The organism is Chryseolinea sp. T2, assembly GCF_037203685.1.
Classification (GTDB): domain Bacteria; phylum Bacteroidota; class Bacteroidia; order Cytophagales; family Cyclobacteriaceae; genus Chryseolinea.
This window is the reverse complement of record NZ_JBBCAU010000008.1, coordinates 330,233-347,506: the sequence shown is the minus strand read 5'-3', so window position 1 is coordinate 347,506 and position 17,274 is coordinate 330,233. Positions and strand designations below refer to the sequence as shown.

At 46.4% G+C, this 17,274-nt stretch carries 16 protein-coding genes; 5 read left to right on the top strand and 11 right to left on the bottom strand.

What is annotated here, in order from left to right; all coding sequences use genetic code 11:
* Positions 1-174: 174 nt before the first annotated feature.
* The 8 genes from WBG78_RS24620 to WBG78_RS24585 form a co-directional block, all read right to left on the bottom strand.
* Entirely contained in the window at positions 175-978 is an 804-nt protein-coding gene (locus WBG78_RS24620) for an ABC transporter permease (RefSeq protein ID WP_337329174.1), read from the bottom strand.
* Between the two features lie 5 nt (positions 979-983).
* Positions 984-1,877, bottom strand: coding sequence for an ABC transporter ATP-binding protein (locus tag WBG78_RS24615; RefSeq protein ID WP_337329173.1), 894 nt, complete (start codon positions 1,875-1,877; stop codon positions 984-986).
* A gap of 54 nt (positions 1,878-1,931) precedes the next feature.
* Entirely contained in the window at positions 1,932-2,450 is a 519-nt protein-coding gene (locus WBG78_RS24610; protein ID WP_337329172.1) for a DUF4252 domain-containing protein, read from the bottom strand.
* A gap of 50 nt (positions 2,451-2,500) precedes the next feature.
* Positions 2,501-2,998, bottom strand: a complete 498-nt coding sequence (locus WBG78_RS24605; protein ID WP_337329171.1) for a DUF4252 domain-containing protein — start codon at positions 2,996-2,998, stop codon at positions 2,501-2,503.
* A gap of 50 nt (positions 2,999-3,048) precedes the next feature.
* Positions 3,049-3,576: a DUF4252 domain-containing protein gene (locus WBG78_RS24600; RefSeq protein WP_337329170.1), complete on the bottom strand. Its 528-nt coding sequence runs from the start codon at positions 3,574-3,576 to the stop codon at positions 3,049-3,051.
* 82 nt (positions 3,577-3,658) lie between these two features.
* A complete protein-coding gene (locus tag WBG78_RS24595; RefSeq protein ID WP_337329169.1) occupies positions 3,659-4,162 on the bottom strand; it encodes a hypothetical protein in 504 nt (167 codons plus the stop codon).
* Positions 4,152-4,664 carry an RNA polymerase sigma factor gene (locus WBG78_RS24590; protein WP_337329168.1) on the bottom strand — a complete coding sequence of 171 codons (513 nt, stop codon included), beginning with the start codon at positions 4,662-4,664 and terminating at the stop codon, positions 4,152-4,154. The genes WBG78_RS24595 and WBG78_RS24590 overlap by 11 nt, the downstream gene beginning before the upstream one ends.
* 113 nt (positions 4,665-4,777) lie before the next feature.
* A complete protein-coding gene (locus tag WBG78_RS24585) occupies positions 4,778-7,594 on the bottom strand; it encodes a VWA domain-containing protein (protein ID WP_337329167.1) in 2,817 nt (938 codons plus the stop codon).
* 428 nt (positions 7,595-8,022) lie between these two features.
* On the opposite strand from WBG78_RS24585, the gene WBG78_RS24580 reads away from it, so the two are divergent.
* Positions 8,023-8,550 (top strand): YceI family protein, encoded by a 528-nt coding sequence (locus WBG78_RS24580; RefSeq protein WP_337329166.1) that lies wholly within the window; start codon positions 8,023-8,025, stop codon positions 8,548-8,550.
* A 128-nt stretch (positions 8,551-8,678) separates the two neighbouring features.
* A complete protein-coding gene (gene ygiD, locus WBG78_RS24575; protein ID WP_337329165.1) occupies positions 8,679-9,515 on the top strand; it encodes a 4,5-DOPA dioxygenase extradiol in 837 nt (278 codons plus the stop codon).
* Between the two features lie 48 nt (positions 9,516-9,563).
* Here ygiD and WBG78_RS24570 read toward each other — a convergent pair whose 3' ends face one another.
* Positions 9,564-10,085, bottom strand: a complete 522-nt coding sequence (locus WBG78_RS24570) for a 5' nucleotidase, NT5C type (protein ID WP_337329164.1) — start codon at positions 10,083-10,085, stop codon at positions 9,564-9,566.
* A gap of 186 nt (positions 10,086-10,271) precedes the next feature.
* Here WBG78_RS24570 and WBG78_RS24565 point away from each other — a divergent pair, with 186 nt between their 5' ends.
* From WBG78_RS24565 to WBG78_RS24555, 3 genes are read left to right on the top strand one after another with little or no spacing between them, the layout of a single operon-like run.
* Positions 10,272-12,284 (top strand): glycoside hydrolase family 97 protein, encoded by a 2,013-nt coding sequence (locus WBG78_RS24565; RefSeq protein ID WP_337329163.1) that lies wholly within the window; start codon positions 10,272-10,274, stop codon positions 12,282-12,284.
* On the top strand, positions 12,281-12,703 hold the full coding sequence (locus tag WBG78_RS24560) for a putative signal transducing protein (protein WP_337329162.1): 423 nt from the start codon (positions 12,281-12,283) through the stop codon (positions 12,701-12,703). The genes WBG78_RS24565 and WBG78_RS24560 overlap by 4 nt, the downstream gene beginning before the upstream one ends.
* Positions 12,704-12,761: 58 nt before the next feature.
* A complete protein-coding gene (locus WBG78_RS24555) occupies positions 12,762-13,265 on the top strand; it encodes a TIGR00725 family protein (protein ID WP_337329161.1) in 504 nt (167 codons plus the stop codon).
* On the opposite strand, the gene WBG78_RS24550 is transcribed toward WBG78_RS24555, so the two are convergent.
* Together WBG78_RS24550 and WBG78_RS24545 are read right to left on the bottom strand one after the other, a co-directional pair.
* Positions 13,262-14,257 carry an aldo/keto reductase gene (locus WBG78_RS24550; RefSeq protein WP_337329160.1) on the bottom strand — a complete coding sequence of 332 codons (996 nt, stop codon included), beginning with the start codon at positions 14,255-14,257 and terminating at the stop codon, positions 13,262-13,264. The genes WBG78_RS24555 and WBG78_RS24550 overlap by 4 nt on opposite strands.
* Positions 14,258-14,386: 129 nt before the next feature.
* Positions 14,387-17,242 (bottom strand): CHAT domain-containing tetratricopeptide repeat protein, encoded by a 2,856-nt coding sequence (locus WBG78_RS24545; RefSeq protein WP_337329159.1) that lies wholly within the window; start codon positions 17,240-17,242, stop codon positions 14,387-14,389.
* Between the last annotated feature and the right edge of the window lie 32 nt (positions 17,243-17,274).

Genomic DNA, 17,274 nt, shown 5'->3' with positions numbered 1-17,274 from the left:
ATAAATGGTTACCTGCAATCGTGGTTGCGTATGGGTTTACCCGGGTTTACCATTCCACACTTTCACTACCACTAAAGAAAACTGGAGGGAACAACAGTCGAAACCGTCATGTCTAGAATCGTAATCACCGTACGAAAAGGTTTATAGCAACACTCAATCTCGAGCCTATTCTCGCTACAAATCTGACCGAGTCAATTTCAGATAGCTGAAGTAGTTAAACAGCGCCATCCACGTCGTTGCGATTATGATGGCCACTGGATCAACATAATCCTGGATCGGTTGGAATGCATACCGATAGAATGGAATGGGCACCAGCGCACTAATGGACTCCATAGGGAAAAATTGAATCAGCCAAGGAAGATAGTCATCTACATTAGCCTTGATGATCGCTTCCAGCATGTAAGACAACAGCAACAGGATAATTGTTAACCCGGAACGCTGAACGAGAATTCCAAGCATCAAAGCATAAGAAAGGAACGACAAGAGCTCCAGGAAATAGACTGGATAAAACTCAAGATCAGTGAATACATACTTCCAATTTATCTCTGGCGTGTAAATGAAGCCGGTCACTGCGGCAATAATAAAAATCAGCACCACGCTCGCAGCACTAAGGACCACATTCATTAAGATCTTGGAAAATAGAAATTCCCAACGGCTGAGACCATCGATCACATTCTGTCTGATAGTTCTGTAAGAATATTCATTGGTTATTGATATCACCACCATAATCCCCAGCAACACTTTAAAGAACCCGCTCCACCAGACGAGGTTTAACCAAACATCCGGAAAATGATACAACGGAATACGGTCAGTATTCAACTCTGAGCCAAACTTACCAATTGTGTTGGCAAGCCATTTCAGAAATTCCATGCCTGTGGCCGTTGAAAAACCTATCGTGAGAAAGTAAAGTCCACACACAACCCAAAAGGTTCTGTAACTATACATCTTCCTGAATTCGATACTGAGCAGATGCAACATATTCCTTAGTTCTTTGTGGACAGTATTTCCAAAAACATTTGCTCTAGGGTTTTCTTACGCGTAACAAGGTGATCTACCGTAATCCCGTTTTCAAAGAGGTATCGATTAATATCACGCCCATGAAAGGATTCGCGCAAAGTCACTCTATAAAATCCGTTCTCCCGGCTAATTGAATTGGTCCCCGGAAATGCCTTCAGGATTTCATGCAACTCGATAATGTCAGCGCCAACCTCCACCGTCTCCGACCCAGAACCAACTACATCCACCGGTCCCGTATAAATCAGGTTGCCCTTTCTCAAGACTGCAAAATGAGTACACACTTTTTGAACTTCATCCAGAAGATGGCTCGCCAGGATTATCGTTTTTCCACCGGCCGCGATCTTCTTGATCAACTCCCTGATCTCAGCTATCCCCATAGGATCAAGTCCATTGGTTGGTTCATCCAGGATCAGCACAGTCGGATCGTTCAGCAACGCCGAGGCAATAGCCAGACGTTGTTTCATGCCCAATGAATAAGTCTTATAAGGATCGTCTTTCCGGGTGGTTAATTCAACTATGTCCAGAACCCGCGATATGTTTTCCTTAGAACATTCCTTAATTGTCGCATTAAGTTCGAGATTTCTCTGACCACTTAGATAGGGATAAAAGATCGGGTGTTCAAGGACTGCCCCAATCTTCTTTCGCACCTCATGGCCGGGTGGTTCACCAAACCAGCTGAAGCTTCCCCGAGTAGGATTTATCACACCCATCAGCATTCCGAGGGTCGTAGTCTTTCCGCTGCCATTCGGCCCCAACATTCCAAACACATGTCCGGCACCAATCTCCAAACTCAGATTGTTCACCGCACACAGCTTTCCAAAGTTTTTGGTTAGCCCGGAAACTGATAATACGTTATTCAAGATGCTCAGATTGTTTGACCGTAAGTCGCGAAATAGAATCAGCGATTACAAAGATTAATTCTTTTCTGCAAAGTTCTTTATCTTCTCGCGGATGTCCGTGCTCTCGTCAATAGTCTTGAATAAGGTCGTGATCTTGTCAAGCGCTACACTGCCAACAATGTCGAGCACGTAAAGGCTGGTTGAATCGCTAACTGTTACAATCATGCCTTCAGTCTTTCCTTTATCGTCTTTCAGAAAGACATCAAAGTTTCTACCCTGATATCGGCTGGTCATTATTTCTTCGAATGACTCAGATTTATACCCGGACACCAGCGCCTTGTACTGACCAGCATCAAAGTTTGACCCTTTGTCGATCATGATGAATTTCATCTTTTCAATGTCCTTAATCAATTCGTCGAAGGTTTTATCCTCGGTCTGATTCAACATCCGAAGAGTATTATTGTAAAAATACAATGACAAGGCTTCGCTGTGTTTCTTATGAAGCGCTTCCGTTGTTTTTGACTGGCCGATTGCCGGTGCAGACCCGACGCCGGCCACACACAACAAGACTAACAGACATTGCCGTAAACTCATACTATGGTGGTTTTGATTCTTAGCTGCCGCGACACGAAATCCGTCGCGACCTAAGTTCGTTGAGATTGTATTTTGACCAGGTTCTTGAAATACGTTTCATTCACATTCCCCAACACTTCAATGAGAACAACTTCTTCATCGGATTCGACCAGCATCAGATAACATTGTTCATCGTCATGCCTGGGCGAATTACTATAAACCGTAACGTGATCACCGTTTTCCCGAAAACTCATCATCTCATCAAAGTTATCCTCGTGCAGTATCCGGCGGAATCCATTTACCGAAACCTTCTGCGCATTAAATGCATCACGCGGCACAACAGCCAAACGAACTCTGTGAATGCCCCGCACAGCCTCTTTCGCCTCATGCTCACCGGCCATCCCCAACACCGATCTAACTATAAACCCACTAACCTTAAAGCAATGCACATCATCCTCGCCGGCAAACTTGTTTTTGAAAGTCTGGAAGCTTTGACTTTGAGCAAAGCTCTCCTGAAGCGCCAACTGCGTGATGGCCAGCAGTATTAAGGATAAGATGAATCTTTTCATATACTTTTTATGAGTAGATGCAGCCGGTACCAATCCCGTTGCGCAGAGGATCAGTTTTGTTTGTCTTTTTTATTCATGTTATCCAGATGCTCCAACCCACTTACATTCATCTTCTTGCCAATTCGTGAGATCTGCTTCAGATCAATCTCACCGAATAAGCTCATCACCATAAAGTCATCGGTGCCTCCCATTACCATCAACAACTCAGAAATCTTTCCTCCGCTCTCCTTGATCATGAACTTCATATCCTTATCCTTATCACGAACAGACATCAGCTCTTCATACTCCTTCATGGGAATCAATGCGAATGCTTCCTTGTATAACCCCCTCGCATCGCTGGTATTCTCCTTTGCCAGAATTCGAAGACCTTTTAATTTGCTGATCGCATTGAGTACTTCTTTGTCCTCCGGGGTATCTGCCTCCATGTTGGTAAAAAGTCCAAACATTTTGCTCGACACCGTTACCTGGCTAAAGGATTCATCGGCCTGATACTTTGTAAAGAACTTTGAAATCGCATCCTGACCGAAAGCGTTGCTCACCATAAGGATGAATACAGCCGCTGCTAAGATTCTTTTCATATTGATAAATGCTTTAAATGCTTTGTTTCTTATTTGATTTCGATTGCCTCTGCGACAAGCCTGCAGACTTGCGCTTTGTGCACTAGTTATTTGTGGGCGTCTTTTGAATTTCTTCCTGTGCTTCGTTAAATAGATTTATTTTCTTCGCCTGCTCCTGGGCTGTACCAAAGCTCTTGCTGATCATCATCAATGCCTTCTTAGTCTCCTCAAAGGCAAGCTTTGGATCATCGTAAGTATCGATCACTTCCTGCGGCGTTGATTGCCGAATCTCTTTCCGGATAAACCACGTGGCTGCAATTACAACGACTACGCCCGCAGCAATGCGCATACTGTTGAAGATCAGATTCCTTGCGCGACCTTCTCTTGGCTTTGCTGAGACTTTGTCCATGAGCGTGCGGTCGAACGTAATATCATTCAGGTTATTTTTTTTTGCCTGATTGAAGTACTGGAACATCGAAGCAACGTCGCGCAACTCATCCGACACCTCGTTGGATTGGAAGTAGTCTTTTAGCAATTGCTCTTCCTCCAGCGTAGTTTCGCCTTCCCAGTATTTCTGCAGGAGCTGTTGCAATCTGCTAGAGTCCATAGGCGTTAAGTTTTGTCATTTTTTCCCGCACCGCATTTCTGGCCCTGAACAGGCTAACCTTGACCTGATTCATGTCAAGTTCCAGTATCTCACAGATCTCATTATAGCTGTACCCTTCCACGTCACGAAGGTGAATCACCTGACGTTGTTTCTCGGGTAGGCCTGCTATGATCTGAGCTATCCTTGTCGTACTTTCCTGAGCTTCTGCTGAATCGTGCGGCGATGGCGCCGAATGCATGATCGCGAATCCTTCTTCTATCGGCTGGGTCTGCTTACGCGTAAGTGTGCGTATCCGATCCAGCGACAAGTTCTTCGTGATGCGCATGCACCAGGCCTCCCAGTTCTGCACGTCGTTCATCTGATCACGACCGTTCCAGACTCTTATAAACACTTCCTGTACGATGTCCTGGGCCTCATCTTCGTTGCCCAGGAATCTAAGAGCAAAGCGATAAAGCTTGTGCTTAACAGGTAAAACCCGAGTTTGAAACGATTCGAGGTTCATTCAGTCAAATTCAATAACAAGACGACGTGAGGCAGGCTATGTTACAACAACCCTGAAAATATTTCTAACGATCTATAAATCAATGTAATAATATGGATCTGCCGTATTGCGCATCAGCGGGCACGCTTTGCTTTAACCTCTCGTATGAGCTGGAGTTCCACGTTCTCTTTCGAAATGTATTGGTAGTTCCCTTTCCCCATTGTGGCAATTTGCTCCAGTGCCCTGGAGGCACCAGCACCCTTCCCGAAATTAAAGATTGACAGGAAAATATCTTCGGTTGAAAACTTCCTGATTAGCTCACGGGTGGGATCCGCAAGTGCAAATTCGCCGTCGGTGGCAAGTATGATTCTGTTGTTTCCCCCTCTGATGTAGTTTTCATCTGCCAGTTTGTACGCGAGCTTGAGACCGGCATTTCCATCTGTTTTTCCCGACGACTTAAGGGCACTAATGGCCTGCTGGATCCTGGTTTCATCCTTGAAAGATGCTGCTGTAAGCACGGCCTTTGGCTTATCCGAGAAAGCAATGATTGACACCTTGTCTTCCGGGCGCATCATCGAAATCAACTCCAGAACAGACGATTTCAGGATGGGAAGTTTTTCCGGTGCATTCATCGACCCTGAAACATCCAAAAGCAACACCATATTATTGACTGCATATCCTTCCATCGAACGGAGTTCTTCATTGCCGGTAGTCAGATATACGGTATCACGCCGCTCTATATAAATAGTGTCATGATTTACTTTATGTTCTGTCATAACCTGCTGAGCTGGCGCAGCTTGCTTAGCTCCTTCGTTCCGCATGTCGGCAGATTTATCAGAAACCGTACTACCGATAACAACGGCTGCGCCCGCGGTAGCACCGGTTCCAGCCGACGTTGCCGCTCCACCACCAGAGGTGGTTGCTTTGTCCCCGGTCTGACTCACGGATGGGCTGGACGCAGTCGTTTTTGCTGCAGGGGGCGCACTATCCTTCGATCGATTTATGTCGTGAAGCTGCGGTTGATACACTGTTGGAAGAAGGAAGTCGTTCTTCGACAACTCGCAGAACTGGTTATAATGCCGTACAACGTCGTTGTACTGATAAAGGACTTCGTAATAAGGATGATTGTATCCTGTTCCCGCCCCCGTCTTCAGAGGATTGAGTTTTTGACTCAGCCTCTTCGACGTTTCAGGTAAGTCTTCGTACGGCGTATATGGACACAGCCCATTGCTGCGGCCATATTTTTCAATGCCCTTCATGTTCTGATACTCCTTGCTAATCACGTCGCGTAACGCAGCGTCAATAGCCGCTGTCGGAATAGACGGAGGCGTACCCTGCTGACCTCCCTGAAAGAAGGCTTTTGCCTTAAACAATCCCTCATGATCGAGATCCGTAAGATGCTGCAATGCCATTCCGGAAACATACCACGACGAGTTCGACTTCAATGCCGGGAACGCTTCGTAGACTTTGCGGGTATCCTGATACAATTGTTCTTTCCGGTCATCCCAAATTTCCAGCAGTTCGCTGCTTCTTGCCAAAAGTGTGTGTACCCTTCCCGTTCGTGACGCATCATATTTTGCATCGCCGGCTTCAACCTCAATGGTGGCTGAAATCGCATCAAGTTCTTTCAGGATATTCAATAGCACTTCTGCCTGCTGATTGAGTGGTTTCGCAAACTGAGTCGGGATTTGATTGCTCTCGGAGATGGTTTTTTGATATTGAGCAAGCGGAATATTAAAGTCTTTGTAATCAAAGTTAAGGGCGCCGTGGCGACCATAAGAATCCACCTTATCGTAACGTGGCAAATCACCGCTAACGTTTCTGAGCACTTGCGCAAGGTTCTCTGTCTGCCTCCAGGTCTCATTGATGAAAATGACATAATTGACAAGTGCGTCATATGCCGTTCTTGAAAGTGCATTCTTTTGTGCTGGCGGATTTAACGGAGTTCGTGGATGATCAACGAAAGGCTTTACCGTTATCAATTGAACAACTGATTCAGAGCGCCTCTCAAAAAGCGGAAAGTACTTGATTGACTTTATGCCCCGATAGCCATCGTTGGATGCATATTGTATAAATGCATTCTGATCAGATATAAGTGTGCCATTGAAGTAGTTGATAAGCCCCAGGTATGCGTCGTTACCGTGACGGTCCGACTTCTTCGCCTCATTGTTATACTCATCAAGCGCGTTCCGCTTCGTTTCAAGTACACTGGACAAGGACTCCTGAAAATTGGACCACATACTTGATGCTGGATACTTCAGCGCGGGTTGTAGCTTCTTAAGTAATGCAAGGGCCTCGGTCGTCTCTGCAATGCTTTGCTCTAACTTTTCGGGCGACCATCCCGTAGGCACAGACTCGTCAAGGTTAAAAGTCCATATGTCGAGGTAGGCGCGTTCGCGGGCAATCTGTTTCTTCAGGGCAGCATCAGCCTTGCCATAGGCACTCTGAACTGCCGTCGGATTAATCCGGCTGAATGCCGATTCCAGTTCAGATGCGAGCGCATCCTGTGACGCCCGGTAGGCGCGAACTTCGGATTGTAATTCTCTGATGATTGCCCTGGCCCGATCAAAGTTGTCCTTCTTGTAATCCTCCAGCTTGTGGTACGTGTCAAGTGCTTTACATTTCTCGTCAACGGCCGACGCTGCTGATTCCAGATCGTTAAGTCTTTTATTGAGTCCCGCCACAACTGCGGAGGGTAGGTTTCGTGATTCTGCCAGTGCCGTCTTAAGATAGAACTCCTCCCGCTGTATTGGGCACGAGTATCGTGGTACGCCCCAGGAGCTCTTCTGGTTAATGGTCGGGTAATACTGTATCACGCTCATAACTACCGCAGCAACTTCATCGGCTGACTGGTTCGTAAAATCAACGTAGTTGTTAAGGGCCTTTTGTTGCGCAGCGGTTTGCGCGTTACTAGTGTAAGCGAATAAGAGCATAATAAGGGCGACTCGCATGGATGTGGGTTAGATCTATAATATAGTCATTAATGCAAACTGCGACTGGTCGTGCATGCTAACGAAAGTTTAGGAAACGGGATTCGAAAACTCAGATATCCCGGAGATATCCCGGTGATGTCCCGGTTTTATCCCGATAATAAGCCGGTGCTATTAGAACCGGGACATCTTCGAAATATAGCTATGTTAATTACCTAAATATATGAACTGAAAGTAGGCTGGCTTTTGAGCCGATAAGTACTGTCCAATGTTTTAGTGAACACAGAGAGTAAGCTACGTAGCCTCTGGCCTGGGCATTATTTAACTGGCTGTTTTATAGATAGATACGGGTTTGAGAGAAATAACTCTACCTAGAAGGAACTAACATGACGACTATTTGTTGTATGTACAACAATCATTCAAACAAGAAACATTAAATACCAAATCATATGGCAACCTGGAAAATGGATATCGCTCACTCAGAAGTGAAATTCAAAGTAAAACACCTTGTAGTATCGACCGTAAGTGGAAACTTTGACAAGTTCTCTGCAACAGTAGAAAGCAATAAGCCCGACTTCAGCGACGCAACTATAACGTTTGAGGCCGATGTAAACAGCATAAGCACCAAGAGCGAACAGCGTGATGGGCACTTGAAATCACCTGATTTCTTTGACGCCGCAAACCATCCTCAGATCACCTTCAAAAGCAAGTCATTTAAACCTGTATCAGGAGACGACTATGAGTTAACGGGCGACTTGACCATCCGCGGAACAACTAAGCCTATCAAATTGAATGTGACTTACAACGGTACCGTTAAGGGTTTCGGAGGAAGCTTTGACGTTGCCGCATTTGAAGTCACGGGAAAAATAAATCGTCAGGAATATGGTCTCAAGTGGAGTGCGCTAACTGAAAGCGGAGGCATCGTTGTTGGCGATGACGTGAAGATTGAAGTGTTTGCGGAATTTGTTAAGGCGTAAGTAGTCGCTATTGACCGAATTGATTCAGCAATAAAAATATTGCCGGACTTCAGGACGTGTGGTGTTGAGAGTGGTTTATGGAAATCGCTCCTGGAGTTCCGGCTTTTTAAGAAAGGATTAACTGTCCTATGAGTACTTTAAGTGATTTGAGACTTCTTAAAGATAGACTTCCAAACAATGGAACAGTCATGCCGGTTTTGTTCCTCGGTCATGGCAGTCCGATGAACGGAATAGAAGATAACGAATTCAGCCAGTCATGGCAGACTCTAGGGCATACGTTATCCAAACCTAAGGCAGTAATTGTCATCTCCGCACATTGGCTTACAGCGGGTACGCGAATCACGGCGATGGACTATCCTCAAACGATTCACGACTTTGGTGGTTTTCCAAAAGCGTTGTTCGACGTTCAGTATCCTGCGCCCGGCTCTCCTATTCTGGCCAACGAGATGATGAGCCTGATTCGAAGCACCCAGGTCGAACCTGATCACGATTGGGGCCTTGATCATGGTGCATGGACAATAGTTCGCCATATGTACCCGGATGCCAGCATCCCTGTCTTACAGCTGAGTATCGACTACACCAAGCCTGCGTCTTACCATTATGAGCTGGCGAAAGAATTGGGTGAGTTGCGTAAGCGTGGAGTTCTGTTGCTCACAAGCGGCAACATGGTACACAACCTTCGCATCATTAATTGGAACCTTCCGGTAAGCGGTTACGATTGGGCCATAGAGAGCAATGAAATCTTTAAAAAACATTTGCTCGATGGCAATCACAAGGGGTTGATTGAATATGAACGTCTTGGATCTGCCGTGCGTATGGCAATCCCAACACCTGAACATTACTTGCCTCTGATCTATGCCATTGGCCTTCAGGAAAAGGTCGACGCCGTCACGATTTTCAACGATAAGACCCTGATGGGTTCAATATCGATGACCTCGCTTCTTATTGGACAGCTAATAACCTGATTGTTATCTCAGCAAATTACTCTTGCGGCCAGCGCGGTTCAGCGGCTACTAGAGAAACCGCGTAGCTACTTCGTTCCAATTGTTCACCCTGTTGAATCTGTCGATGTGCAAATTGTGTGGCGCCGTGAATAGATACTTTTCACCATTGAACCCATCGAGGTTATAGTACAGATCATCGATCATGTAGTCCCCGTGTACAACTGTTTTACTCCCGCAGAAAACGATCTGCTTCCAGCTCAGAAAAGGAAAATGTTCTTTCAACCACGACAACTTCTCGGGAAGTGACTGAGGAAACTCCATCGCTGCCGAAACAATAAAGAGGTCGTACCTTCTATTGAGCTCTTCAATTACAAGCTGACTTCCCTCATTCGGTGTCATCGTTTGAAAGAATTGTTCGCGATATGGGAACTGCTTAATAATTTCATAGTTGCCCGGGAAACCCATTCCTTCCTCCTGGTGGTTGAGGCTATTTCGATCCACACGAATCCCAAATTCTCTCTCGTAGTAATTAATGAACTGTCCGGTTGCATCTGCAATAACGTCGTCCATGTCGATGATCATCCTTTTCATTCGAAATAACTTCGGCTTTTTGTTGTTGACTAAAAAATCAAAGGGCGAATTTAATAAAACTATGCTTACTGTGCAGGTTACAATGGCATAGCGACCTGGGGCTGGTACTTGATTTCCGAATACTGCGTATATTGATTATGCGACTCACATGAGTCATCAACAAATTTGTTGTGAAGTAACCCATCAATGGCGTTCATCAAAATTATGTTCAGCTGTCATCATCTCCTCCGTCGCTATTTACTTCTGGCACTGGCCGTGCTTGCCTCAGTCGGCGCGCGCGCACAAAAGCACTACTCACTTCAGTCACCATCCAAAAGCATTAACGTCACGATAGAAACTGGTGACTCAGTGTACTATAGCATCGCACTTAACGGAACTGAAATTCTATCCCGGTCCACTGCCGCCTTAATTACTAATCGCGGAAAGCCGGGAATCAAACCTCAATTGATATCGGCCAAGAGTCGTGAAGTACGGGGTGGTATCATCAACCAGGTCCCATTCAAACGGAGAGAAATTCCCGACAGATTCAACGAAACAGTCTTCAGATTCAAGAATGAATATTCAATCACCTTTCGTGTCTACGATGACGGTGTTGCGTACAGGTTTGAAACTTCAATGAATGACACTGTCCTCATTCAAAAAGAAATCGCCCACTTCAACTATAAGAATGCCGATACAGTGTTCTTTGCCAGGATTCAAAAAAGGGACAACCAGGATCGATATCATACAAGCTTTGAAGAGCCTTATCTGGTAACAACGATCGATGCCGTCCAGCCAACAGAAATCTGTTTTTCTCCCACCCTGATCAACTCCAGTCTCGTCAAATCGTTTATAACCGAATCAGATCTAAATGACTATCCTGGAATGTTTCTTCAAGGTACATCTGCGAAGAGTCTTCATGGTGTAATGGCCGCCTACCCCGACCGTGAAGAGGTACAGGGTTCTGAATACAAGCAATGGGCGGTGACGTCACGTAAACCATACATCGCCAAAACTAAGGGGAAGAGAAGTTTTCCCTGGCGCGTAATTGGATTAGCGGAAAGTGATAAAGATCTTTTGATGAACGATCTCGTTTACCGGCTCGCCAGTGCGCCGGTATCGACGGACTGGTCCTGGATTAAGCCCGGCATGTGTACGGATGAATGGATCATCGGTTCAAATCTGTTCAACGTTGGATTCAAGACAGGGTTCAATACGGCGACTTACAAATACTACGTTGACTTCGCGAAACAATTCGGAATTCCATATGTCATGCTGGATGCAGGGTGGTCGGATAACGATGATCTCCTGAAGATAACTCCCGGACTTGACCTGGCTGAAGTAGTACGGTATGCAAAGCAAAACAACGTCAGGATCATGCTATGGACCTTGGCGATGACACTGGATCGTCAGCTCGGAGAAGCAATGCGTATGTTCACCACGTTGGGGATTGCCGGCATCAATGTAGACTTCATGGACAGAGATGATCAGAAGACGGTCAATTTCTATCATCGGATAGCAGACGCAGCAGCAAACCATAAACTAATGGTAATGTTCCATGGTGCTTTCAAGAATGCCGGCTTCGAACGCACCCATCCCAATGCGATAACACGGGAAGGCATACTTGGTTCCGAATACAACATGTGGAGTGAAAAGGCAACTCCTGATCACGATGCCATGATTCCTTTCATACGAATGCTTTCAGGACCTTTGGATTACGAACCGGGCTTCCTGGTTAATGCAAACAAAAAGACCTTCAGGGCTCTCCCTGAGCTTGTCATGTCTCAGGGCACACGCACACATCAGCTGGCGATGTTTGTTGTCTATGAAAGTCCGCTGCAGGTATTCGCCGGAAATCCATCTCAGGCAATGCTTGAGCCTGAGTATACAAAGTTCATGGCCTCAATACCGAGCACCTGGGACGACACTGTGCCACTTGCCGGCAAAATCGGTGACTACGTTGCTGTAGCCAGAAGAAGCGGTACCATATGGTACGTGGGCGCCTTAAACGACTGGACTGCACGGAACGTGGAAGTAGATCTAAATTTTCTCGGCGACAAACCCTATCGGATAGAAATTTGTTCTGATGGTATAAACGCTGACAAAGCAGCAGTGGATTATACGCTTCAAAGTCAGAATAAGAAAGTAATTGATAAGCTAATAATTCACCTTGCTGCGGGTGGGGGTTACGTTGCAAGATTTATTCCTGCGGACCAATGATAATTGATGAAACCCAACAAAAGGATAATGATATAGTGGTGTTCAGAACCTTTCGGGACGCCATCACAGCAAATATTGTCAAGAGCAAGCTCGATGCTTTTGGCATTCCGTGCTTTCTGACCGAGGAGAACCTTTCAAATCTGTATCCCGGTGCAAGTGCACTGATGAATTCGCAGGTAAGGCTTCATCTTTTCCAACATGACGTGGAGTCTGCCAGGCAGGTACTGTCAGAATCGAATCTTGTATTGCAGGATGAAACTGTCTTGCACTGTCCTGCCTGCCATTCGACAAACATTGAACGCGACTTTCCCCGGAGGCTTTCACAAAACACACTGTCAGCTCTTCGATATATCTTCTTTGGAATATTCAGCCCCGAGAAGAAGGTTTATCGTTGTGCAAATTGCGACTTCGAGTTTTAGCCTGTGTGGCGCTTTGTTCATATCCCGCGTCGAATTACATTGCGTTTTCAATACAACTATGTCCAGAATAATTGTAGGAGTAATGGGACCGGGTGAGAATGCCACTCCGGACGACAACGAGCTCGCCTATGAGCTTGGAAGAGCCATCGCGAAAGCGGGATGGATAACACTCACCGGCGGAAGAAGTTTTGGTGTCATGGATGCATCGCTGAAAGGTGCTGCCGAAGAAGGAGGTCTAACCATTGGTATCCTTCCCGGTGATTCCGATAAGAATTCTTCTGAACACGCGCAGATCAAAATAGTTACCAGCATGGGCAGTGGTCGCAACTATATCAGTGTGCTCTCAAGTCACGTACTGGTTGTCCTTGGAATGGCGGCTGGAACGGCGTCAGAAGTTGCTCTCGCGCTGAAATCGCGCAAGAAAATCATTCTCCTTAATCAGGACGAAATTACAATCCGGTTCTTCAAGAATCTCGGCAGCTATAACGTAATCGTGACCAAAACTGTTGATGAAACGATCCGGTCAGTCAAAGATTACTTGTCTGTAAACCAGGTTGTCTAGTCAGCCAGAACCAGGCTCTCCGCTTCCCTACGAATTTGCTTAACCTCGTCGTCTGTCAATGTGAAGGACAATGATTTAACGTTGTCAAGCACCTGGGCCTCGTCACGTGCACCGACAAGAACGCAATCCATTGCTGGTTGTCGCGTTGTCCAGTTGACGATTAGTTGCGCCAGACTTGCATTATACTTTGCAGCGATAATTTTAATACGATCGAGCATCTCATTAACACGTCGTACGTTTTCGGGCTGATAGTAGCGGTGTCCCTGACGTGTATCCCCCTCGTTAAACTGATGGCCAGGTTTTATCTTTCCTGTAAGAAGGCCTCGCTGCAGGGGACTGTAAGGAACTATACTCATGCCTTTGTTCAAAGCCTGAGGTACTACATCCTTTTCTATTCCCCGATGGATCAGGCTATAGGGGACCTGATTTGACACAAGCCTGATTGTTTTCAACGCTTCGTCTACCTGCTCGGCGGAATAGTTGCAAACTCCGGCAGCGCGTACCTTTCCCTGCTCAATGAGAGTCGCCACCGCCTCCATTGTTTCGGATATCGGAGTAGTTGCGTCGGGCCAATGGATCTGTAGCAAATCGATATAGTCGGTCTTGAGTCGCCTCAGGCTGTCTTCACATTCAGTAAGTACTGCCTTACGCGCGGAGTACTTGTAGACCTTTGTCGGTTTACCGTCGTTGTTAACGGTGTCGAAGTAAAACTGACCCTCCTGCGTTTTCCAGTTCAGGCCATATTTTGTTAGTATTTGATACTTGTCGCGCGATACACCCTCCATGGCACGGCTCACCAGCTCTTCACTTCTTCCAAAACCGTAGACAGGCGCTGTATCTATTGTTGAAATTCCGGCATTGTACGAGGCACGGATGGCTGCAAGTGCGTCGCGAACTTCGGCACCACCCCACATCCAGCCACCTATAGCCCATGCTCCGAATGCAATTGGCGTTACCATTACATCCGAGGTTCCAAGTTTCTTAAGCTTCATCTTTCTGTTCGATGCTATTAATGTGTTGTCAATTCAAAACCATTCCACAATAATTCAAACCCATTTTCCAGGTCCAAAACAGGTCACAACCAGTTCCAATCATGCGTTATTCAGTACACCACGCATCGGCTACATGCCCATCATTACAAACGAGCCCCAGTAATAGGGATCTTTAAACTTTGTCATGAGCTGAAGCTGAGCCTCGCGAAATGCTTTTTGTTTGTTGCCCAGCTTTATCCAGTTGGAATAAAAGCTTGTCATCAGCATTTGAGTCGCCGCATCGTCAACTTTCCACATGCTCATGATCATAGCATCGGCACCTGCGACCTGGAATGCGCGTTGCAACCCATACACGCCTTCGCCAGAGCGTATATCTCCAAGCCCTGTCTCACAGGCACTCATCACGACGAGCTCAGTGCCCTCAAGATTAAGGTTCATCGCCTCGTATGCCGTTAGCACCCCGTTGTCGTTACTTTCAAGGTTGGGCATCCGATGACCGCTGACAGTAGCCGCAGCGTTGGCAAGCATCAGTCCTGATCGCAGCAAAGGATTTTCAGAAGCGCTTTCAACATTCACACCGAATGCACTTTCTCTCCTGTCGACATCCTGTAAAAAGTACCCGTGTGTGGCGATATGCATTAATGAAGGAGCTTTGACGGATTTAAGCTTCGCTTCAGTCGCATCCTTCTGCATATACGAGGTAACCTGATATCCGGAAGTCTTCAGGACCTTGCCAATGGTTTCGACCTCCACTTTCGTAGCCGGCAGCGGTGCAAGGTCCCCCTGCCCGTAATCGGGGAAACCAATTAGCAATGCATTCTTCTTCGAGGTTCGGGCAGGACGATTCTTAAGCGCGATAAGGTCTTTTGAATTACCCAGAATCACCAAATCGAAACGGTTGATCACAAATCCAGCATCAGATTTCTTCAGCGTGTTCAGATTCACCTGATTGTAAATACCATCAGGCGAAATGTAAATTACTTTCTTACCTGCAATTTGTGATTCTATTGGCGCCCAATACTGAGCATGGGAGTAGTCGTCAGCTATTCGCTGCCTTACTGCATTTCGGTAATACTTCAGGTAGCGTGTCTCCAGCTGATCTCCGTTCTCAATAACGGTTAACCGCGGCAGACTGGCCTCCTTCGTAAGAATGACAGCGAGATACTTAACGCCTGGAGTCGTAGCATTGCCGAACATCTGAACACGAACGATATCCACAACAGCTTCAGTCGGCGCTAATATTGCTTTGATGTCCTTTGATGTTATCCGCTTTGTTGAATACCCGGAAGAAAAATCCGCTGACCGTGCCGACAAGCTCTTTTCCATTGAATTAGTCGCCTGTTCCATCGAATCAAGATTGATGCGCTGTAACTTCAGGTCTTCCTGTGTATAACCATACAAACGCGCCAGCGTTTCCTTTTGATCAAGCCAAACTTTATAGTCGTGTACCAGCGACTTGTCACCGCTGTTCAGGATTGATTCCTTAACCTTATTGGTCGAGCTCAGCAGCAATGCTTTCGTGGCGATCTGGTAATCAAATATGTCTTCGACAATTCCAGGTTGCACCTTGGCTGCGTCTATTGCAAAACTGTAAAACCGCTGAAACCGGGGTGAAAGGACATCCCAGTACTTTGTTTTCTCGGCCTCACTCATTGGCGGGAAGTAGCTACCAATGAAGTCAAGGGATTTTTGCATTGCCGCCTTATAATGCACAACGGCATCGTCCCACGCGTGACGCTTCCACAATAGAATTGCCATGTCCTCACGAGACTGCACATAATGCGGATGATTCGTGCCTAATGTAACTTCTCTAATTTGCAGAGCCTTCTCGACTAATGGGGCTGCATCTGTCAGGCGATTCTTATATACATAATAATTACCGAGATCGCTTATCGCTTTGGCGTATGCAGGATTGTTCTCTCCGAAATTGGACTTATAGATATCACCGGACTGTTTAAGCAGGCTTTCGACGCGTTCCTCTTTTTGCATGAGCATGTACAGAGAGGCAAGGTTGTTCAACATGCTCGCGTAGTCAGGATTGGTTTTTCCCAGGCGATTCTCCATGCCGAGACAAATAGCTTCTGCCTCCGGATATTTCTTCATCACTGTATACAGGAGGGCGAGATTTGAAAGGAATTTAAGGTGATTGCGCGACTTTGTACTCTGAAGTTTTTCGGCAACTGCTATCGCTTGTTTCAGAATGCGTTCAGATTCTTCGTAACGCCCAATCGCCTGAAACAACATCGCTTTGTTATTAAGGAGGATCGCATAAGACATTTGTGTCTGCATGCCTTTAGAAACAAGTATCGCCAGGGCGGAATTGAGGTCCTGCTCTGCTTCGTTGAACTGCGCGAGGTTATAACGCAGTACTCCATAGTTATTCAGCGACGCTGCAACTCCGATGTCCTGTTTGCCAAAGGTCTGTTCGCGAAGAGACAAAGCAGAAGAGGTAAATGCTTCGGCCTGCGTATAACGACCCATTGTCGCATAAAGAAGGCCCTGATTTGAAAGCGTTTTCAGATAGCCAACGTCCTTCTGGAGGCTCGCCTTTTCGTACGCATCCTTAGCTAGCGAGAACTTCTTTTCCGCAGCGGCATACTTCTGACTCCCATACAACACCTCGCCCATTTCACGATTGAGTCGGGCACGGTCTGCGTCAGTAAGACTTTCGTTTCGATAGGCTTTTGAGCCCAGGTCCACCATGGAAGTAAAACGTGCCGTGCCCTCACCTTTCTCTTTAATATCGAACAGCCCGGAATTATCACTTAAAAGAATAGCATAGTCGAAGTCGGTAGAGTCGAATTCACTGCGGGCACGATCCATTTCCTTAACGAGGGCGTTCGCAAGTTTGTCACGGTTCTCCTTCGTGTTCATGCTTTTCGCCTTGTTGATGGCGGCCTTTTCGAGATCCTTGAAGATCTGAGCCTGGCTGCACATTGAAAACGACACCACACAAATTAGCACATACACCAACCGTTGCTTCATAAGCACTGCCAATTGTTGATCAACTATAAATG

Coding starts and splice junctions, on each gene's coding strand:
- WBG78_RS24555 (WP_337329161.1), top strand. CDS start 12,762: ATGTCCAGAATAATTGTAGGAGTAATGGGACCGGGTGAGAATGCCACT.
- WBG78_RS24545 (WP_337329159.1), bottom strand. CDS start 17,242: ATGAAGCAACGGTTGGTGTATGTGCTAATTTGTGTGGTGTCGTTTTCA.
- WBG78_RS24565 (WP_337329163.1), top strand. CDS start 10,272: ATGGCGTTCATCAAAATTATGTTCAGCTGTCATCATCTCCTCCGTCGC.
- WBG78_RS24595 (WP_337329169.1), bottom strand. CDS start 4,162: ATGGACTCTAGCAGATTGCAACAGCTCCTGCAGAAATACTGGGAAGGC.
- WBG78_RS24600 (WP_337329170.1), bottom strand. CDS start 3,576: ATGAAAAGAATCTTAGCAGCGGCTGTATTCATCCTTATGGTGAGCAAC.
- WBG78_RS24610 (WP_337329172.1), bottom strand. CDS start 2,450: ATGAGTTTACGGCAATGTCTGTTAGTCTTGTTGTGTGTGGCCGGCGTC.
- WBG78_RS24570 (WP_337329164.1), bottom strand. CDS start 10,085: ATGAAAAGGATGATCATCGACATGGACGACGTTATTGCAGATGCAACC.
- WBG78_RS24560 (WP_337329162.1), top strand. CDS start 12,281: ATGATAATTGATGAAACCCAACAAAAGGATAATGATATAGTGGTGTTC.
- WBG78_RS24585 (WP_337329167.1), bottom strand. CDS start 7,594: ATGCGAGTCGCCCTTATTATGCTCTTATTCGCTTACACTAGTAACGCG.
- WBG78_RS24580 (WP_337329166.1), top strand. CDS start 8,023: ATGGCAACCTGGAAAATGGATATCGCTCACTCAGAAGTGAAATTCAAA.
- WBG78_RS24590 (WP_337329168.1), bottom strand. CDS start 4,664: ATGAACCTCGAATCGTTTCAAACTCGGGTTTTACCTGTTAAGCACAAG.
- WBG78_RS24605 (WP_337329171.1), bottom strand. CDS start 2,998: ATGAAAAGATTCATCTTATCCTTAATACTGCTGGCCATCACGCAGTTG.
- ygiD (WP_337329165.1), top strand. CDS start 8,679: ATGAGTACTTTAAGTGATTTGAGACTTCTTAAAGATAGACTTCCAAAC.
- WBG78_RS24620 (WP_337329174.1), bottom strand. CDS start 978: ATGTTGCATCTGCTCAGTATCGAATTCAGGAAGATGTATAGTTACAGA.
- WBG78_RS24550 (WP_337329160.1), bottom strand. CDS start 14,257: ATGAAGCTTAAGAAACTTGGAACCTCGGATGTAATGGTAACGCCAATT.